The organism is Phyllobacterium chamaecytisi, assembly GCF_020164455.1.
Classification (GTDB): Bacteria; Pseudomonadota; Alphaproteobacteria; order Rhizobiales; family Rhizobiaceae; genus Phyllobacterium; species Phyllobacterium chamaecytisi.
Map to the genome: position 1 here is coordinate 243,418 of NZ_JAIQWW010000005.1, position 26,195 is coordinate 269,612.

General features: G+C 56.9%; 23 protein-coding genes. 13 read left to right on the forward strand and 10 right to left on the reverse strand.

All coding sequences use genetic code 11. From position 1 onward, the window contains the following. Nucleotides 1–82 precede the first annotated feature (82 nt). The 9 genes from LB462_RS10335 (at nt 83) to trxA (ending at nt 14,503) form a co-directional block, all read left to right on the forward strand. Nucleotides 83–484 carry a PTS sugar transporter subunit IIA gene (locus LB462_RS10335; protein ID WP_112524863.1) on the forward strand — a complete coding sequence of 134 codons (402 nt, stop codon included), beginning with the start codon at nt 83–85 and terminating at the stop codon, nt 482–484. A gap of 24 nt (nt 485–508) precedes the next feature. Beyond that, nucleotides 509–823 carry an HPr family phosphocarrier protein gene (locus tag LB462_RS10340; RefSeq protein WP_112524861.1) on the forward strand — a complete coding sequence of 105 codons (315 nt, stop codon included), beginning with the start codon at nt 509–511 and terminating at the stop codon, nt 821–823. A 153-nt stretch (nt 824–976) separates the two neighbouring features. Next, nucleotides 977–2,377 (forward strand): adenosylhomocysteinase, encoded by a 1,401-nt coding sequence (gene ahcY, locus LB462_RS10345; protein ID WP_224507552.1) that lies wholly within the window; start codon nt 977–979, stop codon nt 2,375–2,377. Nucleotides 2,378–2,698: 321 nt separating this feature from the next. Continuing rightward, a complete protein-coding gene (locus LB462_RS10350) occupies nt 2,699–5,116 on the forward strand; it encodes a sensor histidine kinase (protein WP_224507724.1) in 2,418 nt (805 codons plus the stop codon). Between the two features lie 7 nt (nt 5,117–5,123). Then, entirely contained in the window at nt 5,124–6,632 is a 1,509-nt protein-coding gene (gene tsaE / locus LB462_RS10355) for a tRNA (adenosine(37)-N6)-threonylcarbamoyltransferase complex ATPase subunit type 1 TsaE (protein ID WP_224507554.1), read from the forward strand. A 3-nt stretch (nt 6,633–6,635) separates the two neighbouring features. Beyond that, a complete protein-coding gene (locus LB462_RS10360) occupies nt 6,636–7,361 on the forward strand; it encodes a nucleotidyltransferase family protein (protein WP_224507556.1) in 726 nt (241 codons plus the stop codon). Further along, nucleotides 7,354–10,494 (forward strand): double-strand break repair protein AddB, encoded by a 3,141-nt coding sequence (addB, locus tag LB462_RS10365; protein WP_224507558.1) that lies wholly within the window; start codon nt 7,354–7,356, stop codon nt 10,492–10,494. Before LB462_RS10360 ends, addB begins: the two co-directional genes overlap by 8 nt. After that, nucleotides 10,491–13,988, forward strand: coding sequence for a double-strand break repair helicase AddA (gene addA, locus LB462_RS10370; RefSeq protein WP_224507561.1), 3,498 nt, complete (start codon nt 10,491–10,493; stop codon nt 13,986–13,988). The genes addB and addA overlap by 4 nt, the downstream gene beginning before the upstream one ends. A 191-nt stretch (nt 13,989–14,179) precedes the next feature. After that, a complete protein-coding gene (trxA, locus tag LB462_RS10375; protein ID WP_112524851.1) occupies nt 14,180–14,503 on the forward strand; it encodes a thioredoxin in 324 nt (107 codons plus the stop codon). 54 nt (nt 14,504–14,557) lie between these two features. Here the strand turns inward: trxA and LB462_RS10380 are convergent, their stop codons facing one another. The 10 genes from LB462_RS10380 to LB462_RS10425 all read right to left on the reverse strand — a co-directional run bounded on the left by LB462_RS10380 (nt 14,558) and on the right by LB462_RS10425 (nt 23,765). Next, complete coding sequence (locus tag LB462_RS10380; RefSeq protein WP_224507563.1) at nt 14,558–15,886, reverse strand: bifunctional folylpolyglutamate synthase/dihydrofolate synthase; 1,329 nt, start codon at nt 15,884–15,886, stop codon at nt 14,558–14,560. Nucleotides 15,887–15,916: 30 nt separating this feature from the next. Beyond that, the gene (accD, locus tag LB462_RS10385) at nt 15,917–16,837 is read right to left on the reverse strand and encodes an acetyl-CoA carboxylase, carboxyltransferase subunit beta (protein ID WP_224507565.1); all 921 of its coding nucleotides are present in this window, start codon (nt 16,835–16,837) and stop codon (nt 15,917–15,919) included. A gap of 41 nt (nt 16,838–16,878) precedes the next feature. Next, entirely contained in the window at nt 16,879–17,718 is an 840-nt protein-coding gene (trpA, locus tag LB462_RS10390) for a tryptophan synthase subunit alpha (RefSeq protein ID WP_224507567.1), read from the reverse strand. A gap of 2 nt (nt 17,719–17,720) precedes the next feature. Continuing rightward, nucleotides 17,721–18,971 carry a tryptophan synthase subunit beta gene (gene trpB / locus LB462_RS10395; protein WP_224507568.1) on the reverse strand — a complete coding sequence of 417 codons (1,251 nt, stop codon included), beginning with the start codon at nt 18,969–18,971 and terminating at the stop codon, nt 17,721–17,723. Nucleotides 18,972–19,027: 56 nt separating this feature from the next. After that, the gene (locus LB462_RS10400; RefSeq protein ID WP_224507571.1) at nt 19,028–19,687 is read right to left on the reverse strand and encodes a phosphoribosylanthranilate isomerase; all 660 of its coding nucleotides are present in this window, start codon (nt 19,685–19,687) and stop codon (nt 19,028–19,030) included. Nucleotides 19,688–19,745: 58 nt separating this feature from the next. Next, complete coding sequence (locus LB462_RS10405; RefSeq protein WP_224507573.1) at nt 19,746–20,387, reverse strand: YdcF family protein; 642 nt, start codon at nt 20,385–20,387, stop codon at nt 19,746–19,748. Then, entirely contained in the window at nt 20,387–21,145 is a 759-nt protein-coding gene (locus LB462_RS10410; protein ID WP_224507575.1) for a M48 family metallopeptidase, read from the reverse strand. Before LB462_RS10410 ends, LB462_RS10405 begins: the two co-directional genes overlap by 1 nt. 98 nt (nt 21,146–21,243) lie before the next feature. Then, nucleotides 21,244–21,696: a DUF2852 domain-containing protein gene (locus tag LB462_RS10415; RefSeq protein WP_224507577.1), complete on the reverse strand. Its 453-nt coding sequence runs from the start codon at nt 21,694–21,696 to the stop codon at nt 21,244–21,246. Between the two features lie 107 nt (nt 21,697–21,803). Continuing rightward, complete coding sequence (locus tag LB462_RS10420; RefSeq protein WP_224507579.1) at nt 21,804–22,958, reverse strand: benzoate/H(+) symporter BenE family transporter; 1,155 nt, start codon at nt 22,956–22,958, stop codon at nt 21,804–21,806. A gap of 15 nt (nt 22,959–22,973) precedes the next feature. Further along, nucleotides 22,974–23,765 (reverse strand): alpha/beta hydrolase, encoded by a 792-nt coding sequence (locus LB462_RS10425; RefSeq protein WP_224507581.1) that lies wholly within the window; start codon nt 23,763–23,765, stop codon nt 22,974–22,976. A 214-nt stretch (nt 23,766–23,979) separates the two neighbouring features. Between LB462_RS10425 and infC the strand changes: the two genes are divergently transcribed. The 4 genes from infC to rplT all read left to right on the forward strand — a co-directional run bounded on the left by infC (nt 23,980) and on the right by rplT (nt 26,066). After that, nucleotides 23,980–24,516 (forward strand): translation initiation factor IF-3, encoded by a 537-nt coding sequence (infC, locus tag LB462_RS10430; protein WP_112524829.1) that lies wholly within the window; start codon nt 23,980–23,982, stop codon nt 24,514–24,516. Nucleotides 24,517–24,596: 80 nt separating this feature from the next. Then, nucleotides 24,597–25,214 (forward strand): methyltransferase family protein, encoded by a 618-nt coding sequence (locus tag LB462_RS10435; protein ID WP_224507727.1) that lies wholly within the window; start codon nt 24,597–24,599, stop codon nt 25,212–25,214. A gap of 207 nt (nt 25,215–25,421) precedes the next feature. Next, on the forward strand, nt 25,422–25,622 hold the full coding sequence (gene rpmI, locus LB462_RS10440) for a 50S ribosomal protein L35 (protein ID WP_106713409.1): 201 nt from the start codon (nt 25,422–25,424) through the stop codon (nt 25,620–25,622). Nucleotides 25,623–25,661: 39 nt separating this feature from the next. Further along, the gene (gene rplT / locus LB462_RS10445; protein ID WP_224507582.1) at nt 25,662–26,066 is read left to right on the forward strand and encodes a 50S ribosomal protein L20; all 405 of its coding nucleotides are present in this window, start codon (nt 25,662–25,664) and stop codon (nt 26,064–26,066) included. Nucleotides 26,067–26,195 lie beyond the last annotated feature (129 nt).

A 26,195-nucleotide genomic window follows, 5' to 3' on the forward strand; every position in this document is an offset into this window, starting at 1 on the left:
TGCGACACCTGCCAAACGGGGCATTCAATGCGCAGTAAAAAGCCCAAACCCAAGGGGCTGGCGCGACAGGAGCAGTTTCAGAATGATCGGACTCGTGCTTGTGACGCACGGAAGACTGGCTGAAGAATTTCATCATGCCGTGGAGCATGTGGTCGGCCAGCAGGAATATTTGGAAACCGTCTCGATCGGTGCGGATGACGATATGGAGCAGCGGCGGCGTGACATCGTCGATGCAGTTGCCCGTGCCGACAATGGTTCGGGCGTTATTATCCTGACAGACATGTTTGGTGGTACGCCTTCCAATCTGGCCATCTCGGTGATGGAATCGGGACGGATCGAAGTCATTGCCGGAGTTAATCTGCCGATGCTGATCAAGCTTTCCAGTGTGCGGGTTACCAATGACATGGCAGCTGCATTGCGCGAAGGTCAGGATGCCGGACGGAAGTATATCAATGTGGCCAGTCAGGTGCTGACAGCCAAATAGGGCTTATGCTCAAAGAGGAAATAAATGCGCCTGACTGCCGAAACAACCGGTACGTTTGACCCGGATAACGCACTTGTCGAGGAATTCGAGATCGTCAACCGGCGTGGTCTGCACGCGCGCGCATCTGCCAAGTTCGTCCAGCTCGTCGATGGCTACGACGTGCATGTTAGGGTCGAAAAGGATGGAATGACCGTTGGCGGCACTTCGATCATGGGTCTGATGATGCTTGCTGCGTCTCCTGGCTGCTGCATCAAGGTCAGCGCCTCCGGTGTACAGGCGCGCGAGTTGATGAAGGCTCTCGGCACGCTCATTGCCGACAAGTTCGGCGAAGAAGCCTGATTGATGCAACTCCCATTGTCGAATCATATGCACGCATAAGGATTTCTTTATATCCCATTGTGCGGCGGGGTCTAATCTGCTAGTCAACGTCATCTCCGGTCGCCCGATCAATAGTGCGCGGCCAAATGGAAACGAAGACGGAGCTGACACGAGATGGCCGACACACAGGATTACATCGTCAAGGACCTTGAGCTGGCCGCATGGGGCCGCAAGGAAATGGATATCGCCGAAACAGAAATGCCGGGCCTGATGGCCAGCCGCGAAGAATTCGGCAAGACACAACCGCTCAAGGGCGCGCGTATCACCGGGTCGCTCCACATGACGATCCAGACAGCGGTTTTGATCGAGACATTGCAGGCGCTTGGCGCGAAAGTGCGCTGGGCCTCGTGCAATATCTTCTCCACACAGGATCACGCCGCCGCAGCGATTGCTGCAACCGGAACGCCGGTTTTTGCCGTCAAGGGTGAGTCGCTCGAAGAGTACTGGACCTATACGGACAAGATTTTCCAGTGGCCGGATGGTCAGCCTTCCAACATGATCCTCGACGATGGCGGCGATGCCACGATGTACATTCTCATCGGTGCACGTGCCGAGGCTGGCGAAGATGTTTTATCGAAGCCGGAGAGCGAAGAAGAAGAAATCCTCTTCGCACAAATCAAAAAGCGCATGAAAGAAACGCCTGGCTTTTTCACCAGGCAACGCGATGCCATCAAGGGCGTCACTGAAGAGACCACGACCGGCGTCAATCGCCTGTATCAGCTGCAGAAGAAGGGCCTGTTGCCCTTCCCTGCAATCAACGTCAACGACAGCGTCACCAAGTCGAAATTCGACAACAAGTATGGCTGCAAGGAATCGCTGGTTGATGGCATCCGCCGCGCTACCGACGTAATGATGGCTGGCAAGGTCGCTGTCGTCTGCGGTTACGGCGATGTGGGCAAAGGTTCGGCACAGTCGCTGCTTGGTGCCGGCGCCCGCGTCAAGGTGACGGAAGTTGATCCGATCTGTGCGTTGCAGGCCGCGATGGATGGTTTCGAGGTTGTGACGCTCGAAGATGCGGCCCCGACGGCCGACATCATCATCACGACGACCGGCAACAAGGACGTCATCACCATCGAGCACATGCGCGCGATGAAGGACATGGTCATCGTCGGCAATATTGGTCACTTCGATAACGAGATTCAGGTCGTTGCCCTGCGCAATCTCAAGTGGAACAACATCAAGCCGCAGGTCGACATGATCTCGTTCCCGGATGGCAAGCGACTGTTGCTTCTCTCGGAAGGCCGTCTCCTCAACCTCGGCAATGCTACGGGCCATCCAAGCTTCGTCATGTCCGCCTCGTTCACCAATCAGGTTCTGGCTCAAATTGAGCTCTATAGCCGCGGCGAACAGTACAAGAATGAAGTCTATGTCTTGCCGAAGCACCTCGACGAAAAGGTTGCCCGGTTGCATCTGGACAAGCTTGGCGCGAAATTGTCGGTGCTTTCGGAAGAACAGGCTGCCTATATCGGTGTGACGCCGAAGGGTCCTTTCAAGTCGGACCACTACAGATATTGATCTGACTAGTATATACCCACAAGATATAGAAACCGAAGGATTGACAAATCCTTCGGTTTTCTTTTTTGCGCCTAGTTCTTCCCGTCGATTCGCTCAAGGTTTATTGTAGTGATTCGGGATGACGGTATTCCAGGTGGGCCGCTTGTTTAAAATTACAGGCGGAAGGGAACAGCCGGCATTCGTCAGGATGGGGCAGCGACGGTTGATATGAAGATTGGGACAAGTGATGTTCGCAGTAAAGATGCAGCACACGGACCGGTGCTGAACAGACTGCGGAGGATCCTGGCTAAAGGCACAAGTTCAGCCCTGCCGGTCCTGTTGATGTCTTCCTTGTCGGCTCGTGCTCAGGACGCGCTCGGAAAAATCACGACACCCTTTGGCGTAGAGGTCGGTACGTTCGAAGTCGTGCAGTTCGCTATTTTCCTTGGCGCCATGGGTGCAGCGCTACTTTCCGCAGGCTGGCTTATCCGCGAGCGCAGTCGTATTGCCCAAGAAAATCGCCAATTGCGCGACAAGGTTGCGGACCTCAACGTGACAGTCCAGCGCAATGAGGCCCTGCTTAATCTCAAGGATCAGCGCGTGATCGTGTGGGAAGGCGCTTCGAGTACGCCCAATCTCATCGGCACTCTTCCTCCGGAGATTGGCGTGCCAGAAGGTCGCGCGCTGTTTTTGGCCTTCGGGCGATGGCTACGTGTCGATTCCGTTACGCTGCTTGATCGTTCCATCTCGGCTTTGCGCGAGAAAGCGCGGCCATTCGACATTGCGGTCGAAACCTCGAAGGGCGCACCGCTGGAAGTGCAGGGCCGCACCTCCGGCGGTTATGCAATAGTGCGTTTCATCAATCTCGGTGAGACCCGGGTCGCGCAGGCGCTGCTCAAGTCTGAAAACTATCAGCTTAATGAGGCCGTCACCACACTGCGCGGCTTGCTGGAATCGATTGATATGCCATCCTGGAGCCGTGATGGTGATGGCCGTCTCAACTGGGTAAACATGGCCTATGCCAAGGCTGTTGATGTTCGCGATCCGCAGATTGCGATTCGCGACGGTCGCGAATTGTTCGGCGCACAGGCGCGAGAAAAGATCGAACGCGACAAAGTAGCAAACCGGCGCTTCCAGGAACAGCTGTCGACTGTGGTTGGTGGCGATCGTCATGTCTTCCGGGTCACCGACGTGGCCAGTAGTGCGGGTTCGGCCGGCCTCGCGACCGACGTCAGCGAAGTCGAACTGATCCGTGAAGAGTTCAAGCGAACGGTTCTCAATCATTCGGACACACTCGACCAGCTGAACACTGCTGTCGCGATGTTCGACGCCAATCGCAAGCTACAGTTCCACAACCAGGCGTTTGCCAAGCTCTGGGGACTGGACATGGCATTCCTTGACAGTAGCCCCGACAATGCGATGCTGCTCGATCGCTTCCGCAGTGATGGAATCCTGCCGGAGCAGCAAGATTGGCGCCGGTGGAAGGAAACGGTGTTGTCGGCCTATCATTCGGTCGAGTCGCAGGAGCATATCTGGTATCTGACCGATGGGCGCACGCTGCGTGTCATCGTCAATCCACAGCCAAAGGGCGGGGTGACCTGGGTCTTCGAAAACCTTACAGAGAAGCTCGAGCTGCAAAGCCGTTACAATACATTGATCAAGGTGCAGGGTCAGACGTTGGACCATCTGGCGGAAGGCGTCGCCGTTTTCGGCTCAGACGGAAAGATTCGTCTATCGAATCCTGCTTTCGCTTCCCTCTGGTCGCTGAAGCGCGAGCAAATCTCTGAGGGTATGCACATTTCGGCCATTCGCCGGTTGTGTGAACCGGTCTCGGATGCTGCACATTGGGAAACCTTTGTCACCACCGTGACTGGTTTTGACGACGAGCGACTGTCTCTCTCGGGACATCTCGAACTCAGCTCCGGCAAAATTCTCTATTATGCGACGGCGCCGCTGCCAAACGGTCAGACCATGCTGACTTTCGTTGATGTGACGGACTCGGTGCAAGTGGAGCGCGCGCTGAAGGAGAAGAATGAAGCTCTGGAGCGGACGGATGAGTTGAAGAACGATTTCGTTCAGCATGTGTCCTATGAGCTGCGATCGCCTTTGACCAATATCATCGGCTTTACCGAACTTCTGCAGACACCGATGACAGGGCCGCTCAATGACCGTCAACGCGATTATCTCGATCACATCGGCACGTCCTCTTCGGTGCTGCTGACGATCGTCAACGACATTCTCGATCTCGCCACCGTCGATGCCGGTATCATGGAACTCGATATCAGCGATGTGTCGGTCACCGATGCTATCGCCACTGCATCCGAGAAGGTAGCGGAACGATTCAGGGAGCATAATATCCTGCTCGACATCCGCATCGCACCAGGAACGGGTTCGTTTCGTGCCGACGCCAGCCGGGTCAAGCAGGTTCTATCCAATCTTCTCAGCAATGCTGCCAACTACGCGCCTGAAGGCAGCACGGTGACGCTCGCATGCTGGCGCGACCAGGCCGAAATGGTGTTCAGCGTCAAGGACAATGGCCCAGGCATGCCGGATTATGTTCTCGACAGCATCTTCAAGCGCTTCCAGCCCTATCCCAATGGCGGCCGCAAGCGTGGAGCCGGCCTCGGACTTTCCATAGTCAAGGGTTTCGTCGAATTGCATGGCGGTACGGTCGATATCGATAGCGGCGCCGGCAAAGGCACGCTGGTGACCTGCCGGTTCCCGGTGGAGGCGCGCACATTCAGCATCGCTGCCGAATAAACTCTCCATGACATCAATCATCATTCAACTTGCGACACCCGAGGATACGACAAGGCTTGGCCAGGATCTGGCACTGGCGTTGCGCAAGGGTGATCTCGTCACGTTGTCCGGAGATCTCGGTGCCGGCAAGTCGACGCTCGCACGGGGACTGATACGTACCATCGCCGATGACAATCTTTATGAGGTGCCGAGCCCGACCTTCACCATCGTGCAGTCCTATCCGGAGTTGCGCCTGCCAATAAGTCATGTCGATCTTTTTCGCCTGACTTCTGTCGATGAGCTGGATGAGCTCGGTCTTGATGAAGCCCTGGAGGATGGTGCCGTTGTAGTGGAATGGCCGGAACGGGCGGGGGATACATTATCAGCGTCCAGTTTGACGGCAACGCTTGTGAATGACGGCGACGGCCGGAAGGCGTTGATCGAGGGCGAACCGGCTGCATTGGCGCGGCTGCAACGCTCCCTGGCAATTCGCGAGTTTCTCGCCGAAGAAGGATTCGCCACGGCTGAGCGGCGCTATCTGCTTGGCGACGCTTCAGCCCGTGGTTACGAAACCATTGCAATGGGCGAGGGGCCCCCGTTTATTCTCATGAATTCGCCTTACAATCCAGGTGGTCCAGTCCTTCGTGACGGCAAGACCTATATGCAAATCGCGCACCTTTCCCAGTCCGTGAATGCATTCGTCGCGCTTGACAGGCTGCTCACGTCACGCGGCTTCACGGTGCCGAAAATCGCCGCACAGGATTTGGAGAATGGTTTTCTCATCCTTGAAAATCTTGGCAGCGAGGGGGTACTGGATGCTCAAGGCGCGCCAATCCTCGAACGCTATGAAGCAACGGTCCGTTTGCTGGCAACTCTGCACCAGCATTCCTGGTCCAAGGATATCAATTTAGGCGAAGGCATTTCCCATCACATCCACGATTTCGATCGCGATGCCATGATGATCGAGGTCGAGCTTCTGTCCGATTGGTATGTGCCGCGGATACGTGGAGCAGCGCTCGGACCCGCCCAAAAGGCAGAATATGTGGCTGCATGGGATGAAGTATTCAGCCAACTAAGTAAGACGGAGACAAGCCTTCTCCTGCGCGATGTTCACTCACCCAACATCCTATGGCGCGAAAACGAAAATGGTATCAATCGTGTCGGACTTATTGACTTTCAGGACGCCATGATTGGACCGTCAGCCTATGACGTTGCGTCATTGATCTTCGATGCGCGCGTCACGATTGCCCCAGACATACAGGATCATTTGCTTGGCACCTATATCGACGAACGGCGCTCGGCTGATCCCGGTTTTGACGAAGCATTGTTCCGTAAGGCGTTCGCCATCATGGCGGCACAGCGCAATGCCAAGATACTTGGTATTTTCGTCCGACTCGACGAACGTGACGGCAAGTCCTTTTATCTGAAACATCTGCCGCGCATCCGCTCCTATCTTGATCGCGTTATTGTTCATCCTGCACTGGCGCCGGTCAAGCAATGGTGCGAAAAGGCGGGAATACTTTCTTCGGAGATTTGATTGATGGCAGGTCCGCATACGGCAATGGTTCTGGCAGCCGGCCTTGGTAAGCGCATGGCTCCGATTACCGATACGATGCCGAAACCGCTGGTAAAAGTAGCCGGCAAACCATTAATCGATTGGGGACTCGAAGCGCTTGAAAATGTGGGCGTCGAGCGAGCTATCGTCAACGTTCACTATCTTGCCGATCAGGTCGATGCGCATCTGGCGAAGCGAGAGACGCCGGCGATCATCATTTCGGACGAGCGCAATGAACTGCTCGATTCCGCCGGCGGTATCATTAACGCACTTCCGAAGATCGGCTCCGATCCTTTCTATGTGGTCAATGCCGATACTTTTTGGGTGGATGGACCGAAGCCCAATCTTGTCCTGCTGGCCGAAGGATGGGATGATGCGCGCATGGATATTCTGCTGATGATTGCAGCAAAGGATCAGGCCACCGGCTATGATGGGCGCGGTGATTTCCACATGGACAACGACGGTCGCCTGCGCCGCCTCGGAATTGGCGAAACGTCACCCAATATTTATGCCGGTGCAGCCGTTATCCATCCGCGGATTTTCGCAGGCGCCGTGGCGGGCAAGGCCTCGCTCAATCGCTATTTTGATGCGGCGATCGCTACGGACCGGCTTTATGGTCGGCGGATGGAGGGCTTGTGGCTGACGGTTGGAACACCTGATGCGATTGGCGAGGCGGAAGCCGCCATCGCCAGACAGACGGTCAATGGTTGAGCACGGACATTCGCGCATATTCTCCATAGCACCGGGCATTCCGTTTCTGCCTGCTTTGGTTGACGCGCTGCGATCGGGCATACTTGTGCCCGGATATCCCGCGGATCCGTCGGATCCTATGGCACTCGCACAGGCAACGATCTACGTGCCGACACGCCGCGCTGCACGCACCCTGCGCTCTTTGCTGGTCGAAACGAGCCCCGCCAAGTCTGCTATCCTCCCCGTCATCCGGCCGCTCGGTGATGTGGACGAGGATGCGGCAATGTTCGATATGGGATCGGATGCATTTTTCGATCTCCTGCCGCCGATAGGCTCGACAGAACGCCTGCTGCTGCTCGCGCGGCTGGTGAGGCCTTGGCGCGAACGTCTGCCCGGCCACGTCCGGGCGCTTTTCGGCAACGAAGAGATCGCGATCCCGGCTACGACCGCCGATGCAATCTGGCTGGCGCGAGATCTCGCAAGCTTGATGGATCAGGTTGAGACCGAAGCGATGGGATGGTCGTCGCTATCCAACATTGTGTCGGAGGATCTGCCGAACTGGTGGCAGGTAACTCTGGACTTCCTGGGAATAGTCACCAGTCTTTGGCCTGAGGTTCTTGCCGATCGGCATCGATCCAACCCTGCCGCCCATCGCAACCGACTGATAGAGCTCGAAGCCGAGCGCCTGTTACGCAGCCCGCCAGCCGGGCCGGTCATCGCCGCCGGTTCCACCGGTTCCATACCCGCCACCGCACAACTGCTCGCCGCCATCGCTCGCTTGCCACAAGGTGCTCTGGTCCTGCCCGGCGTCGATCGTGACATGGACGCGGCAAGTTGGGAACTTCTGGCCAATACCATCGATAGCCCATCGATCTTCGGTCACCCGCAATATGGTTTGAGAAAGCTATTGAGCCAGCTCGGCGTTCTGCGTCAGGACGTCATCCAGTTGGGAGAAGTCGCCGCGCCAAAACGTGCGCGCGAGGCTTTGCTGGCCGAGGCGATGCGCCCCGCAGACACGAGTGAAGCATGGGCCGATATCGACCGTGGCGATGGCAGGTTCTTGGCTGCCATCGTGCCTATTGCGCTTGTGGAGGCCGCGAATGAACGGGAAGAAGCGCTCGCAGTCGCTGTTGCCTTGCGTGATGCGATTAACCAGCCAGGCAAGACTGCAGCCTTGATCACTGCGGATCGCGATCTTGCGCGGCGTGTCTCGACCGAGCTTGCACGCTTCAATATCGTGGCCGATGATTCCGGCGGGCATGCTCTGCGCGAAACGCAACCAGCCACATTGATGCGGCTGGCACTTGAGACAATCTTCAATCCTGGCGATCCTGTCGCATTGCTCGCGCTTCTCAAACATCCATTGACCCGGCTCGGTCTCGAACGTTCCGCTGTTAGGCAAGCTGCAGAAACCATTGAACTCGTGTCGCTTCGCGGCGGCACCGGCCGCGCTACATTGTCCGGCCTCCGTTCTTTCTTTGAAAAACGCCTTTCTGACGCAAGCACAACACCATTTGAACCCGTTTGGCTCCGGCAAATTACCGTGGCGCACATCGAGGCCGCCCGCTCAACCTGCGACGCGCTCACGCAAAGTATGGAGCCGTTGGCGGCCTTTGCTTCCAGAGAAGCCCCGGTGGAGATCGCGGAGATTATCCACGCCACGGTCGCCAGTTTGGAAAATCTGGCACGGGACGACCAAGGCGATATTGCGGCGCTCTATTCCGGCGCTGCTGGCGAACAGTTCGCCGCCTTCCTGCGCAATTTGATATCGGCAGATGCAGGGTTGGAGTTCATGCCTTCCGAATGGCCGTCGATGATCGAGGCGCTGGTCGCGGGAGAGGTCGTCAAGCCTAAGGCCGGTGCGCATCCCCGCCTCTTTATCTGGGGGGCACTCGAAGCCCGTTTGCAGACGGTCGATACGGTCGTCATCGGCGGTCTGAACGAAGGGTCATGGCCGGGCAAAACCCGCAATGATCCTTTCATGTCGCGGCCAATGAAATCAATCATCAATCTTGAACCACCGGAACGGCGCACCGGTCTTGCAGCTCATGATTTCCAGATGGCGATGGGTATGGACCGCGTCATTCTCACACGGGCGCAGCGCGCCGCCAACGCTCCAACGGTTGCGTCGCGCTGGTTACAACGCCTCGAAACGGTTCTTGGCAAAACTGCAACTACTGAATTGCGCACCCGGGGCGCGAAGTATCTGAACTGGGCGCGGGAGATCGATACTGCACCAGACGAAGATTTCGTCAAGCGGCCCGAACCCAAGCCACCTTTAGGCGCGCGGCCAAAGCATTTCTCCGTCACGGAGATTGAGACGCTCAGGCGCGACCCTTACGCGATCTTTGCCCGGCGCATCCTGCGCCTGCGCCCTATCGAACCGCTGATCCGCGATCCCGATGTCGCAGAGCGTGGATCGTTGTTCCACGATATCCTGGCAAATTTCACTGCAGAGGGTGTCGATCCGCAGACCGACGATGCATCCGCACTTCTTCTGGAAATCGGACGGCGTTTTTTTGATGCGATCGCATTGCCGGAAGAAATCGATGCGGTGTGGTGGCCCCGTTTTCAATCTTTGGTTCCGGAATACCTCCAATGGGAACGGCAACGCGCGCACCTTATAACGGCACGTCATGCGGAAATTGCTTCAAGAAAGATCCCCGTCGAAGCGACCGGCGTGACGCTCTCGGGCCGTGCTGACCGCGTTGACCTCCGGCGCGACGGTTCGGCTGAGATCATCGACTACAAAACCGGATCGACACCATCCAAGCGGCAGGCGCATGTGCTTTTGTCTCCGCAGCTTGCACTCGAAGCAGCGCTTTTGGCGCGGGGTGCTTTCCATGAAGTCGGCGCTCGCGATGCGGCGGATCTCCTCTATGTGCGGCTCCGCCCCAACGGAAAGGTCGATCCGGAATCGATCCTCAAGATCGGCACCGGCGCAAACGGCAGCGAGAAGTCCGCGCCAGAATTGGGCGAGCTTTCGTGGCGTCGCCTGACCGAATTGCTGACCGCTTATCGCGACCCGCACAAAGGCTATCTTTCGCGGGCACTGCCATTCAAGGAAAGCGATTTGACCGGGGATTACGATCATCTCGCACGTGTGCTGGAATGGTCGGCGGGCGGCGCTGATGATAGTGGTGACGGCGAATGAAGACGCCGCGCAACATTCCAAGAGAAACAATCGCCAATCAAAACAAGGCGGCCGATCCGAAGGATTCCGTCTGGGTTTCAGCCAATGCCGGGTCGGGGAAGACGCATGTACTGACCGAACGCGTCATTCGCCTGCTGCTAGATGGAACAGATCCCTCCAAGATTCTTTGCTTGACCTATACCAAGGCAGCAGCAGCGGTCATGCAAAACCGCGTTTTTGCGCGATTGTCCGATTGGGCAACATTGGACGAAGGTGCGTTGGCCCAGACCATTGAGAAGATCGATGGCAATCGCCCAGGGGCGAAGCGGCTGGCACAAGCGCGCCGTCTGTTCGCACGGGCGCTGGAAACGCCGGGCGGGCTCAAGATTCAGACCATCCACGCCTTTTGTGAAGCGATTCTCCATCAGTTCCCGCTTGAAGCCAATATTGCGGGCCATTTCGAATTGATGGATGACATGATGCAGATTGCGCTGGTCGGCGAAGCGCGTCGCCAACTCTTGCAGGCAGCGCGCCTTGACCATAACACGGAGCTTGCCGCGGCTTTTGCCGATGTGCTCGATGCCGCCGGAGAGTTTGGTCTGCAGCAACTGCTCGATGAAGCAGTAAACAAACGGCACGATCTGACACAATTTATCGGTGAAGTCGGTTATGATGATCTGCGCCGCCAGGCTTTTTATTCGCACTTCGGCTTCCAAGGCGACGAGACCGAAGACAGTATTCTGTCAACGCTTTGGCCGGTGGACGAATTCGATCACTTGATGTTGTCCGGCATTCTGCAGATACAAAAGAGCGCGACGCGGGCGCAAGAATTTGCGCTGATTCTGCTTCATGCAAAGTTCAACGAACAAGTCGACCAACGTGAGGAAGCACTGCGGGCGGCGTTCCTGAAAGCGACGGGTGATCCCAAAAGCGGTTCCTATATCGCGACCAAGGGGGTGACTGACGGTTATCCGGATTTTATCGATCGTTACGATCAGGCGGCACAACGCGTATTCCAGGGTTTGGACCGTCTTAAACAACGGCGCGTGCTTCGCCTTACCCTTTCCGCCCTGGTTCTGATTGACGATCTGATCGGCCGCTATCAGCAGATGAAAAAGACGCATGGTCTGCTCGATTTCGACGATCTGATTGTGCGTACGGTGAGATTGCTGTCGCGTCAGGATGCTGGACCATGGGTACAGTACAAGCTGGACAAGGGTATCGATCATATTCTGGTTGATGAGGCGCAGGATACGAGCCCCAATCAATGGCGTGTCATCCGTCTGCTCAGCGCGGAATTTTTTGCCGGCAAATCCGCCCGCGACATCCGGCGCACGCTGTTTGCCGTCGGTGACGAGAAGCAATCCATTTATTCGTTTCAGGGCGCTATTCCTGAGGATTTTGCCAAGCATGGCAGGGCGACCGAAAGGAACACCAGGCAATCTGAACTGAGTTTTGAGCGTGTCAATCTCAACTTCTCGTTTCGCTCGGCCCCCGATGTTTTGTCGGCCGTCGATAAAGTTTTTGCCCGGCCCGAGGCCAATCGGGGCTTCGGACAAGAGCACGGCCCAACCGTCCATACGGCCATTCGCGATCATGATCCCGGCGAGGTCCAGATATGGGACATGATCACGCCAGAAAGCGCTCCGCAGGAAGACGATTGGCGCAAGCCCGTGGATAGCCTGCCTGCTCCACCTGTCCGGCTCGCGGAGCAGATCGCCAGGACGATAGATAGCTGGCTAAGTAACGGCGAAGTAATCGAGGGGCAGGGCCGGCGTCTCGAAGCGCGAGACATCATGGTTCTGGTGCGCAAGCGCGATCAGTTCATGCCAGCTTTGTCGCGTGAGCTGAAGAAGCGGCACGTTCCGGTGGCCGGCGCTGACAGGTTGAAGCTCACGGACCACATTGCCATCAAGGATCTGGTGGCGCTTGGCCGGTTCATGCTGCTGCCATCCGACGACCTGTCGCTTGCTGCACTGTTGAAGAGCCCATTGTTCAAGTGGAATGATGAACAGCTGTTTGACCTTGCTTATGGCCGGGCAGAACATGAAACACTCTATCAACGGCTGAAGGCGCGTGCCGACGATGATCTGATCGTGAGTGCAACGGCGCAACGATTGCAGAATTGGCGCAATCGGGCCGACACTGTACCGGTATTTGAGTTCTATGCGGAGATTTTAGGGCCGGGAGGCGCCAGACGCGATCTGTTGGCAAGACTTGGCCATGAAGCCGGCGATGTCATAGACGAGTTTCAAAACTATGCGGTTGCCACGGAAAAGACCGGCCTCCCCGGCCTTCAGGCATTCCTTGAAACGCTTGACGCCGCAACACCCGAGATCAAGCGTGAACTTGATCAGAGCCGTAATGAAGTTCGCATCATGACGGTACATGCAGCCAAGGGGCTGGAGGCGGCCGTCGTCTTCCTGGTCGATTCCGGCAGTGCGGCGTCAGCAGGTGGGCGAACGCCAAATTTACTTTCTTTCAAGCTGCAGGAAAAAGATGGCTGGCAAGGTCCAGGTTTTCTTTTCGTTCCCGGCAAGACCTATGCAACCGCCTTTACGGGAACAATCGTCGATGATCTGAAAATTCGCGCCGAAGAAGAGTATCGCCGGCTTCTCTATGTGGGGATGACGCGCGCCGAGGATCGCTTGATCGTATGCGGCTATCGCGGATCACGGCAGGTATCCGAAACATGGCATGGTTTGGTCGACGCGGCCCTGGGAGAGTTGAGCGAGCCATTCCAGCATCCCGTAGAAACTGTGGTCGCCAGGCGTTATCGCGTGATGGAACGCACTCACACGCCGATCGATGAACTGGCCACGCCTTCCGAAGCGCGCGCCGAACCATTCCCGGCAGCCTATCGCTCTCCCATGCCGCGAGAAGCCGGCCTGCCAAGACCGCTTGCGCCATCCGGCGTCTCGGTCTTGATTGAACCGGACGATGAAGCGCCCGTGATGACCGGCTCGCCAGTATTGACAGCAAATGGGGGTGATCCATCTTTCGCGATCCGCCGTGGAACGGTCATCCACGCCTTGCTGCAGACCTTGCCGAACTTGCCCGCCGAACAACGGCTCCCAGCTGCTGAGCGCTACCTTTCGCGCGCGGCCTTCGACTGGCCCCGGCAGGAAATCGAAGATGCCCTGCAATCGGTCCTCGACGTTATAGATGATCCGCGCTACGCGCCGGTTTTCGTATCAGGTTCGCTTGCAGAAGTGGCGATCATGGGAACGCTGCATCTGCGCGGCAAGGATCACGCAGTTTCGGGCGTGATCGACAGGCTGGCAGCCGATGAAAAGCGAGTGCTCATCGTGGATTACAAGACAAACCGCCCACCCCCCGCCAATCTCGCCAAGGTTCCGGAGGCGTATGTCGCGCAGCTCGCTCTTTACCGCCAATTGCTGGAGCCGCTTTATCCGGGCAAGATTGTGGAGGCTGCGCTGCTCTTCACCGAAGGTCCGCACCTGATCGATATCCCCGCCGATGCGATGCGTGACGCACTCGGTCGGATGGTGTGAGCAAAGGATATGGATTGGAAAAGGCAAAACGTGGTAAGGCTGATTGTTGATTGCTGCGGGCAGGAAACGAAGCAGGATTGCAGACTGCTCCAGACTGTTTGCACCGAATCGTGACAATACCGAGCTTGACGATTGCGAGCCGACTCACCACATGATGTGCAACACATTCACAAACACACAAGGAAAAGCCCATGGCTACCGTCAAGATCGACACCAGCAATTTCCAGTCCGACGTCATTCAGGCGGGCCAGCCTGTCGTCGTTGATTTTTGGGCGGAATGGTGCGGCCCCTGCAAGATGATCGCCCCTGCTCTCGAAGAGATTGCCTCCGAGATGGAAGGCAAGATCACGATTGCCAAGGTCAACATCGATGAAAATCCGGAACTCGCTGCCCAGTTCGGTGTACGTTCGATCCCGACTTTGCTGATGTTCAAGGATGGTGAACTTGCTGCCAATCTGGTCGGCGCTGCTCCGAAGAGCAAATTGTCCGATTGGATCAGGAATTCGGCTGCTTGATTGTTCAAGTCATTCGAACAAAAGAGCCCGGTTTAGTGCCGGGCTTTTTGTTGCCTATAAAGGCGGCGTGCCATTGTCCGAAAGAACGTCGCCAGCCAGATACAGCGATCCACCGATAAGAATTCGCGGTGCCGGCTCGGATGTATCCCAGCTATGCGCCAGAATCTTCAGAGCATTTTCGACTGAATGCACAGGTTCAGCCGAAAGCCCGGCTTCATTGGCAGCAAGCGCGAGCTCGTCATGTGGAATCCCGGCGCCGCTGGAACGTATCGGCACCGTATAGACGTGCCGCGCCATGCCGGTAAAAGCCTGGAAATAGCCAACAGGATCCTTGGTATTGATCATGCCGGTGATAAGAAACAGCGGCCGTTGGTTGCGATCTTCCAATGTGGCAATAGCCTCGGCGATCACCAGCCCCGCTCCGGGGTTGTGTCCGCCATCAAGCCAGATTTCCGAGCCCGGGACCGCCATCTCCACCAGCTTGCCCTTGATGAGCCGCTGCATCCGGGCGGGCCACTCGACGTTTGCCATCGCCCGTTCGACGGCCTGCTCCGGCACCTTGAAACCGGCAGTTCTGACCGCCTGGATCGCCGCGGCGGCGTTTGCCAGCTGATGACGCCCCAGCAGCGCTGGCAACGGCAGATCCATCAATCCCTTGTTGTCCTGATAGACCATGCGCCCACGTTCTTCGAAGCTGAGGAAATCCTGGCCATACACCGTAAATGGGCAATCGCGGCGTTCGGCGGTCTCGATCAGCACCATGCGGACGGCTTCCTCCTCCTGGGCGCCGATGACAACAGGGCAACGCGGCTTGATGATGCCAGCCTTTTCCGCGGCAATCAGCTCCACACGATCACCGAGATAGGGCTGGTGATCGAGCGAAATGGGCATGATGACACTGACGGCCGGCTCGGGAATGACATTGGTCGCATCGAACCGCCCGCCAAGCCCAACTTCGAGGATGACAGCATCCGCCGGGTGCTCCGAAAACAAAACGAAAGTGACGGCGGTAAGGATCTCGAAGACGGTGATTGCCTGTCCGGCATTGGCGTCGGCAACCCGCTTGACCGCATCCGCCAGCACATCGTCGTCGACGATCTTGCCGCCGCCTGGCGCGCCAATCCGGTAGCGCTCATGCCAGCGTACAAGATGCGGCGAGGTGTGGACGTGTACCGTGTAGCCTGCGGCTTCAAGCAGCGCCCGCGAGAAGGCGACGGCAGAACCCTTGCCGTTGGTGCCTGCGACGTGGATTACCGGCGGTATCCGCAGCTGCGGATTGCCCAGCGTGTCCAATAGGCGCGTTATACGGCCGAGAGACAGATCGAAGCCCTTGGGGTGGAGCCCGAGGAGCCGGTCGATCTCTTGTTCAGCACGCGATGGCATTGCACAGCCAATTCAAAAAGCAGGTCGGCATCAAGCTTCGGTTTCGACAGGTACCGGTACCACGGCCTGTTCGTTGGGGTGTTCCTCAGCAATTTCCGTGGCCGCTTCACCCATCAGCATTTTCAGTAGCCGGGCAATCGTTGCTTTCAGTTCCGGCCGCGGCACGACCATATCCACCATCCCATGCGTCTTCAGATATTCGGCGCGTTGGAACCCTTCGGGCAATTTTTCGCGGATGGTCTGTTCAATAACACGCTGCCCGGCAAAGCCGATCAACGCGCCGGGTTCGGCGATGTGGATATCACCAAGCATTGCGTAAGAGGCGGAGACGCCGCCTGTCGTCGGGTTCGTGAGGACAACGATATAAGGCAGACCAGCTTCCTTCAGCATTTCGACGCCGACTGTCGTGCGCGGCAATTGCATCAGGGAAAGAATTCCCTCCTGCATGCGAGCACCGCCGGACGCAGCGAAAAGCACCAGCGGTTTCTTTTGGGCGATCGCGGTTTCGAAACCTTTGATGATTGCCTCACCCGCCGCCATGCCGAGCGAACCGCCCATGAAACTGAAGTCATGGATGGTCACGACGATCGGCAGTCCCTCGATCGTGCCAAGTGCGTTGATGATCGCATCATCCTGGCCGGTTTTGGTGCGATGTTCCTTCAGCCGATCGACGTAACGCTTTTCATCGCGGAATTTCAACGGGTCTGTCGCAACTTTCGGTTGTTCCAGCACTTCAAAGACGCCGTCATCGAAAAAGAACTTCAACCGGTCCTTTGCAGGGATACGCATATGATGGCCGGAAGTTGGTACGACCCACTGGTTCTTTTCCAGATCCGTATGGAAAACCATTTCGCCGGATTCTGGATCCTTGATCCAGAGATTCTCGGGCATTTCACGGCGACCAAGCATCGAATTGATCTTGGGCCGGACGTAATTCGTGATCCAGTTCATGATCGGTCCTGTTCTTCTAGCAAACGGTTGATTTAGGAGCTTTACTCGGCCGCCGCAAGACTTGACGCCCGCACACCGCTGGAAAGGCCTTTGACCATCGTGGCAACGGCTTCGGCGGGATCGGCCACCAAGGAACCGTCGGGATTGATCGTGTTGGCAACAGCATTGACGATCGCCGTGCCGACGACAACGCCGTCTGCGGCGGAGCCGATTACCTTGGCCTGCTCAGCGGTCTTGACGCCGAAGCCGACGACGACCGGCAAGTCCGTATGCTTCTTGATCCGCTCGACAGCGGCCGCAACCCGGCTCGTATCAGGCAATGCCGATCCGGTAATGCCGTTCATCGATACATAGTACACAAAGCCCGATGTGTTCTGCAGGACCTTCGGTAAACGCTTGTCGTCAGTCGTCGGTGTTGCCAGGCGAATGAAATTGATCCCGGCCTTGATGGCGGGAATGCAGAGCTCTTCGTCCATTTCCGGCGGCAGGTCGACGATGATCAGGCCGTCGATACCAGAGGCAACGGCATCCACAAGGAAGCGGTCGACGCCGTAGATGTAGATCGGGTTGTAATATCCCATCATCACGATCGGGGTCGTATCGTCGGCCTGCCGAAAGCGCGCGGCGAGATCGAGCGTCTTCGTCAGCGACATGCCCTTTTTCAGGGCACGCAATCCGGCGGCCTGAATGGCAGGTCCATCCGCCATGGGGTCGGAGAATGGCACACCGAGTTCAATGATGTCGGAACCTGCGCCGGGCAGCCCCTTCATGATCTTCAACGACGTGTCGAAGTCGGGATCGCCGCCCATGAAATAAGTCACGAGTGCCGGACGCCCTTCAGCTTTGAGCGCTGCGAATTTTCTGTCGATACGCGTCGTCATGATCAGATGTCCATCCCTAGAAGCTGCCCGACCGTGTGCACATCCTTGTCGCCGCGCCCGGAAAGATTGACGATCATGATCTTGTCCTGTGCCATTTTCGGCGCGATTTTCACCGCATGGGCAATAGCATGGGCGGATTCCAGTGCAGGAATTATGCCTTCGGTGCGGGTTGTCAGGGTGAAAGCTTCGAGAGCTTCATCGTCGAGTATCGGTACATAGGAAACGCGGCCCGTATCGCGCAACCATGAATGCTCCGGACCGACGCCCGGGTAATCGAGACCGGCCGAAACAGAGTGACCATCGAGAATCTGGCCGTCCTTGTTCTGCAAGAGATAGGTGCGGTTGCCATGCAAGACGCCGGGACGCCCCGCGCTCATCGAGGCACAATGCTCTTCGCCATCGAGCCCGCGGCCGCCAGCTTCGATGCCGATGATCTCGACACTCTTGTCGTCAAGGAAGGGATGGAACAGACCGATTGCGTTGGACCCGCCACCAACGGCAGCAATGATGGTGTCCGGCAGGCGCCCCTCGCGTTCGAGTATCTGTTCGCGGGCTTCCGTACCGATCACCGACTGGAAATCCCTCACCATCTCCGGATAGGGATGCGGGCCAGCGGCGGTACCGATCAGGTAGTAAGTATCCTCGACATTCGAGACCCAGTCGCGCAGGGCCTCGTTCATCGCGTCCTTCAGCGTGCCATGGCCAGACGATACGGGCTTGACCTCGGCGCCGAGCAATTTCATGCGAAACACATTGGGCTTCTGCCGCTCGACGTCGGTTGCGCCCATATAGACCACGCATGGCAGGCCGAAACGCGCCGAAACGGTGGCGGAGGCTACACCATGCTGGCCGGCGCCCGTCTCCGCGATGATGCGGGTCTTGCCCATACGCTTTGCCAGCAGGATCTGGCCAAGGCAATTGTTGATCTTGTGGCTGCCGGTATGATTAAGATCTTCGCGCTTGAAATAGATCTTGGCGCCACCGTCGAGGCCCTGATCCTTGGCCAGCTGGCGCACATGTTGTGTCAGGCCTTCGGCGTAATAGAGCTTGGATGGCCGTCCGGCGTAATGCGTCGACAAGGCCTGAAGCTCTGCTTTGAACGAGGGATCGTTCTTCGCGTCTTCATAGGCCTGCTGCAGTTCAAGGATCAGCGGCATCAGTGTCTCGGCAACAAAACGTCCGCCGAAAATGCCGAACATGCCCTCCTCGTCAGGGCCTGTCTTGAATGAATTGGGTTCAACCACCGTGTTCACTGCATCACTCCGTTCTTGAGGCCCTGTCGCTTTGTTGAAACGACCGCCTCTTATTTTCAGGCCGCATCAGCGCTTTTGGCAGCGCGCACAGCCCGGAAAAAATCCTTGATCAGGCCAACATCCTTCACGCCCGGTGCAGACTCGACGCCGGAAGAAATGTCGATGCCTTGTGCATTCGTTGCCCGTAGCGCCTCGGCGATATTACTCGCGTTGAGACCACCGGAAAGCATGTAATCGGTAGAGGCGTCAAGCTCACTCAGCACCTGCCAGTCAAAAGAAACACCGTTTCCGCCAGGAAGCTCCGATCCCTTTGGTGGTTTAGCGTCAAAAAGGAAGCGGTCGGCCACGCCGATATACGGCTTGATCTGTTCAAGATCGCCGCGTTCGCGCAAGGCAAGTGCCTTCATGACCGGCAAGCCATAACGGGCCCTGATTTCCGCAACCCGGTTGACGTTCTCATTGCCGTGCAATTGGAGCATGTCCGGCTGCATCGCAGCAACAATAGCGTCGAGCGTGACGTCATCCGGATCGACAGTCACAGCGACTGCTATCGCGCGCCCCTTGGCAGCCTGACGCAGACGGCCAGCCTCGCGGGGATCGACATAGCGGGGGCTTTTCGGAAAGAAAATGAAGCCGATATGAGACGCGCCGCCGTCCAGCGCCGCAGCCACTGCTTCGGCGGTTTTCAACCCGCATATCTTGATATCAAGGCCCATAAGCCGCCACTCGCATGAAAATGCGTCAAAGTCGAGGATTTTGCGCATTGATCAATGGTTAAAGATGGTGGTGATAGCCTTCTTTAACAAGGAAATCGAACGCATCCGCGACAGATGCAGGGATGGATTGCGCTATCTGGAAGCCTTTGGACGGATAGTCGCGTATTCGCTGCACGTCGCCGACCATTTCGTGGACGAACATTTCAAACGGATAGGCTTCGATCGGTTGTTCTTCGAAGGGCGTCATTGGTGCAGTGACAAGTGCCGATACTTCGGGCCATTGTGCTCGGACCGTCGCATAGGCGCGGCGCTGGGTCTGAGGCTTGGTGACAATGATGATGCGAGCCACCTGGCCCTTCGCCATTGCACGTGAAAACCGGATGTTCTCCCCGATATTGGTGGCTTGCGGTTCGATCAGGATCGCGTCCGCAGGAACAACCCGTTCTCTGGCACGCACGGCAAACGCTTCAGCTTCACTGCCATCGAATAGATTGTTCGTCCAATTGCCGGATTTGCCGGTAAAGAGAATTTTTTTGGCCAGGCGCTGGTGAAACAGCTCGGCGCAACGATCGGCGACGCGCAAGTCGTAGCTGCCGAGACCAATGATCACATCGACCTCAGACAGTTCGTCATAGATGAGATGAAAATTCCACAGCGTTCTTGCCGCCTGCAAAACCGCAGGTGAAAAAGCGCGTTCCATCAGTTGAAATCGATAGCCTGCAAGGCGCTGCCATTGCGTTTCAGCCAGGCTTTGCAGCGCTCTGTGTCAGGGCAAAGCTCGCCGCACAATTTCCAGAATTTCGGACCGTGGTTCATCTCTTTCAAATGGGCCACTTCATGGGCGACGAGATAGTCGATAACCGGCGGCGGCGCCATCATGATGCGCCAGGAAAACGATAACGTACCGTCCGATGTGCATGAGCCCCAGCGGCTTTTTGTATCTTTCAGGCGGACAGCCTTTGCGCGCCGCCCAACGGTGGTTGTGTGACGGGCGACGAGCATTTCCAGGTCGCGTCGCGCCTCACGTTTCAAGAAGTCGCCAACGCGCCTGGCGAGATGCGGGCGATCGCCATAGACGATCAGCCTCGGCCCTTCGGCTCCGTTTTCCTGCCGCACAGTTCCACGCTTTGCTGGTTCGTGCACGATGAGATGTGGCACGCCACGCACGGGTATCTTAACGCCCGGGCGTACGTTCGGTTGATCGGGCATCTTCGCAATGCGTGTCTCGATCCAGCCTTCGTGACGGACGAGAAATTTTTCGACTTCCCGCGCAGGTATGCCCGGCGGCACGGTCATGCGTAGACCCTTGCCCCCTGCGTCGATGCGCAGTGTCAACCGCGTCGCCCGCGGATTTTCCATTACCAGCAGCGGCAGGACACGGCCCGCGACCTCATAACTCCGCTCGGCTTTAAGCGTCGCGGATTTTTTCGGCGGGCTGCGGAACAAGGACAGGATCATAGAGCTACTTTAATTGATTCGAGCAAAACCGGTGAGACAAAACAGAGGCGGCGCCACAAGGCGCCGCCAATCGAATTTCCAGGAACCGACCTTAGTCGCTATTCCTGGTCGGCGTCATTCACACCTGGAACGGAACCAGAAGGTTTCTTTGGCGCAGCGTTCCGCTCGGCCATGAAGCGATCGAACTCTTCCCGGTCCTTGGCGCGCCGGAGTTCGCGGGCATAGTCTTCGAATTCGGTTCGCATCTCTTCGAGCTTGCGACGCTCTTCGTCGAGCCGCTGCAGTTCCTTCTCGCGCCACTCGTCAAAGGCAATATTGCCAGTGCCGAATGGGCCTCTGCCGAAATGCTGAGAATGGCGGCTGCGGCGGAACGCACCGCAAACATTATCGGCCGCATTGTTCATTTCGTGCTTGAAACCGCCGAAACGGTTGCCCCAGACAATGTAGGCAAGCATGGCCAAACCGAGAGGCCAGAACAACGTGAACCCGATAATCATCAGAGCGATGGTCGCCGGAGACCAGCCTGGACGGATTAAAGCAGAAGTGTTCATCTAAAGCCCTTCCCTATCAAGAAAGCCCGGCCCCTATTGGCCGATTGACATCGACATGGGAAAGACTTTGCGGCTTTTCAAGAAACTGTGATTTCAAATGCCCCAAATCATTGAAATACGAAACGTTTCTTTGCGTAGTCGACGGCTATGACGAGAAGTCCGGCCACGAGGGCCCAGAAGGCGGCGCCAATTCCCGCAATGGTAATTCCTGAGGCCGTGACAGCAAAGGTAACGATCGCCGCCAGCCGCTCATGTTCGACTTTGAGCGCCAGCGACAGGGCATTGGTAAACGCCCCGATGAGCGCGAGACCTGCGACGAGGGCGATGAGCGGCGCGGGCAAGACAGCAAACAGGGCAACCAGCGACGCCCCAAAAATCGCAAAGATCAGATAGGACAGTGCATAGAACGGGCCGGTCAGCCAGCGCTTTTCCGGGTCGGGATGCGCATCCGGGCCAGTGCAGATAGCAGCAGAAATTGCCGCCATGTTGCTTGTGTGCGCACCAAAGGGCGCCGTGACAAGAGAGACCAGACCGGTGACCTGCAGTGCCGCCGCCGTTGGCGGCTCATAACCCGCTGCACGAAGGACGGCAAAGCCCGGCAGGTTCTGCGATGCCATGGTGACCAGATAAAGCGGCAGCGCCAGGCCGATCATCGCGCGCATGTCGAAGACCGGCATGATGAGTGTCAGCGTCGAAAGCTCGACACCAGGGACGCTGGCAACGCGGCCGCTGACAAAAGCATAAATCACGCCGCCGAAAAGAACGGCCAGCACCGCCATGGCCGGGTTGAACAAGCGGATGATGAAGAAGAGCGTAATAAGAGGCAGTACAAAAACCGGGTCTATGGGTATGGTTCGTGCAGCGCCGATCAGGAATGCAAACAGCACACCGGCCAGCATGCCCGACGCTATCGATGCCGGGATCCTGGAGACAAAGGCAGAAACCGGTTTGATCAACCCGGTGAGAATGATCGCTATCGCGGTGACGATGAACGCCCCTACCGCCTGCGGCATGGTAAAGCCTATCGAGCCGCCGATGAGAGCTAATCCAGGTGTTGACCAAGCGGCAATGATCGGCATCTTGTAACGCCAGCTCAGATAGCCTGTCGCGAGGAACATCGCGAGACAGCATGCCGTCACCCAACTCGCAGTTTCGGCCTGTGTGGCTCCGAGTGCCTGCGCTGCCGCGATGATAAGTGCAAGCGTTCCGCCAAAGCCGACGACAGCAGCGACGACAGCAGAAGCGATCACGGAAAAGCGCATGGGGAGCCTGGGAACCTATTGGAACGGATGAAGGAGTTTGACTCTATCCACCATTGAAGACACGGTTCGTGTCAGAAGATCAAGGTCTTGCGGACGAGACAGGCGATGGTCGCCATCGCGCACCAGTGTAATCGTCACATCGTCGACAGGCAGGTGATCCATCAATTTCAGCGCATGGGTATAGGGCACGTCCTTGTCCTCCATACCTTGAAGGATGTGGACAGGACAATCGGTCTGGATGACACCCTTCAAAACCTGGTTGGTTTTGCCGTCTTCCAGCAAAGCCTTGGTATAGATATAAGGCACGGACGAATAATCGGACGGTTCTTCCATATAACCGCGTTCGGCGATCTGCCGGCGCTGATCATTTGTCAATTGCGGCTCGACGAGTTCCGAGGTGAAATCCGGCGCCGGCGCGATGAGCACCACTCCTGCAACACGCCCGCCTTCGCCGGTCCTTTGCAATTCCTCGATCATGCGCAAGGCGATCCATCCACCCATGGACGAACCGACGAGGATTTGCGGGCCGGAGGAAAACGCGCGAAATACCGCAAGGCTTTGCTCCAGCCATAACGAGATCGTGCCATCGCGGAATTCGCCGCCAGATTCGCCATGACCGGAATAGTCGTGCCGAAGGAAGGCCACGCCGCGTTCCGATGCCCACTGATCCAGCCATTGGGCTTTGCTGCCCAGCATGTCCGAGTAATAGCCCCCCAGCCACACAATGCCGGGCGTGCTGCCTTCGCGGCGGCGCAGTGCAATATCGAGGCCGTTGACGGTCAGGAACTGGGGCAGGGGTGCATTCATAAAGGTAACTCCGTGTCGTGATCGGCCCTTTTGCCACGGCAAAGTTCGTCGTTGAAGCCCGCAACATTGCATAAATCTGAAATAAACCTATGTTTGATTGGTGTGATTTTTCCCAAAAATAGTGATATTGGCATGCGCCTGCGCACAGAAGCATTGCGGCTCCGGCCTGACGGTGCTATTTGCGGGTCCGAAATAATTCAAGGAGATTACTGCCATTCGTCGACCCTTTAGAGCCCAGGTGGTCCAGAAAGATGGACCTCGTTCCAACCGCGATATCCGCGTACCTCAGGTACAGCTCATTGATGCCGAAGGTGAAAACCACGGCATAGTCACTATTCAAGCAGCACTGGCGATGGCCGATGAGGCTGGACTCGATCTCGTCGAGATCGTGCCCAATGCCGAGCCGCCGGTCTGCAAGATCGTCGATCTCGGGAAGCTGAAATACCAGGGCCAGAAGAAAGCTGCTGAAGCGCGCAAGAAGCAGAAGACCGTCGAAATCAAAGAGATCAAGATGCGCCCGAATATCGACACGCATGATTATGATGTGAAGATGAAGGCGATCAAGCGTTTCTTCGAAGAGGGCGACAAGGTCAAGGTGACATTGCGGTTCCGTGGCCGTGAAATGGCTCACCAGGAACTCGGCATGCGCCTGCTGGACCGCGTCAAGGAAGATACGGTAGAGATTTCCAAGGTCGAGGCCGAGCCAAAGCTCGAAGGCCGCCAGATGATGATGGTTCTGGCGCCGCGCTGAAGCCAACCAACGCCCATAGAAAAGCCGCCTTCGGGCGGCTTTTCTATGCTGATCGAAATTGGAAGGCTATCATGGCGGAACTGAATTCTCTCAAAGACATGTCCCGGTTTCAACATCGCAGACGCATTGCCGTTGCAATCGTCATTGGTTTGATCCTGGTTGCTCTTCTTACTATTCGCTCCGCATGGAGCAATGACCGCGTGCATGAGTATATCGAAGATTTCGGTATCGGCGTGATTGTCATGACGATCCTTGGACGCATGTGGTGCACGCTCTACATCGGCGGACGCAAAAGCTCGGAGATCGTCCGTCTCGGGCCCTATTCGATGAGCCGCAATCCGCTTTATGTCTTCAGCACGATCGGCGCTTTCGGTATAGGCATGATGACCGGTAGCCTGACCGTGGCAGTGGCACTCGGCGTTATTTGCTACATTGCCTTCCAGTTCGTCATCACAGCCGAGGAGGGTTATCTCGAAAAGGTGTTCGGTGAGACCTACACCAGTTATAAGCGGGAAGTACCGCGCTTCTTCCCCAAATTCTCCCTTTACAAAGAAACAGAAGTGCTGACCGTCAAGTCGTCCACGCTCTATAGGACGTTCACCGACGGACTTGTGTTCTTCGTCTCCTATCCATTGCTTGAGTTCGTGGAATATCTGCAAGGCGAACACATTTTGCCGGTTCTGCTGCACCTCTACTAGTTGACGCGCTGCGCTTTTCGCCGGCTCACGCGATTCAACTGTTGCGCTTTTTCTGACTTCTGGTAATAAGCACGCGTTCAAACCGCCCGGCAGGGCATGCCGTGGCGGTTTTGTATGCTTTCAGGCTTTGGTCGGCCTGAGGTCAAAAACAAGAGGCAGTCATTTCGCAGAAATGGCATGGGCCTCAAGAAAATCAGGAGTAGCAAAATGCCCAAGATGAAGACCAAATCTGCTGCCAAGAAACGGTTCAAAATCACCGGAACTGGCAAAATCAAAGCCGCCGCCGCTGGCAAACGCCATGGCATGATCAAACGTTCGAACAAATTCATTCGTGACGCACGCGGCACGATGGTTCTTTCCGAGCCAGATGCGAAAATCGTGAAGAAGTTCCTGCCTAACGGTCTCTGATCGGGCAAACGTTATCCATCTCAGTAAGGAGATCATATCATGGCACGTGTAAAACGGGGCGTTACGTCCCACGCCAAGCATAAAAAAGTTCTGAAGCAGGCCGAGGGTTTCCGTGGCCGCCGCAAGAATACCATCAAGACCGCCAAGGCCGCTGTCGATCGTTCGAAGCAGTACGCTTATCGCGACCGCAAGAACAAGAAGCGTACTTTCCGTGCGCTCTGGACCCAGCGCATCAACGCCGCTGTCCGCGAACATGGCCTGACATACAGCCGTTTCATCGACGGTCTGTCGAAGTCGGGCATCGAGGTTGACCGCAAGGTTCTGTCGGATCTCGCGATCCACGAGCCGGAGGCATTCGGCTCGCTCGTGGCTTCTGCCAAGAAGGCGCTTGAATATCTCAAGAATACAACTCCGAACGCTTTTGAAGGCGCTGTTCACGCTTAGTCAGCCGCTCCCAAAGCATTCCGGAAATATAGATTTGGGAAACCCGCGCTGGCTCGGCTGGCGCGGGTTTTTTCGATTTCTGCATCGACGAGCAAAAGGTGGTCATTTTTCGAGAGAAATGACAGGAAT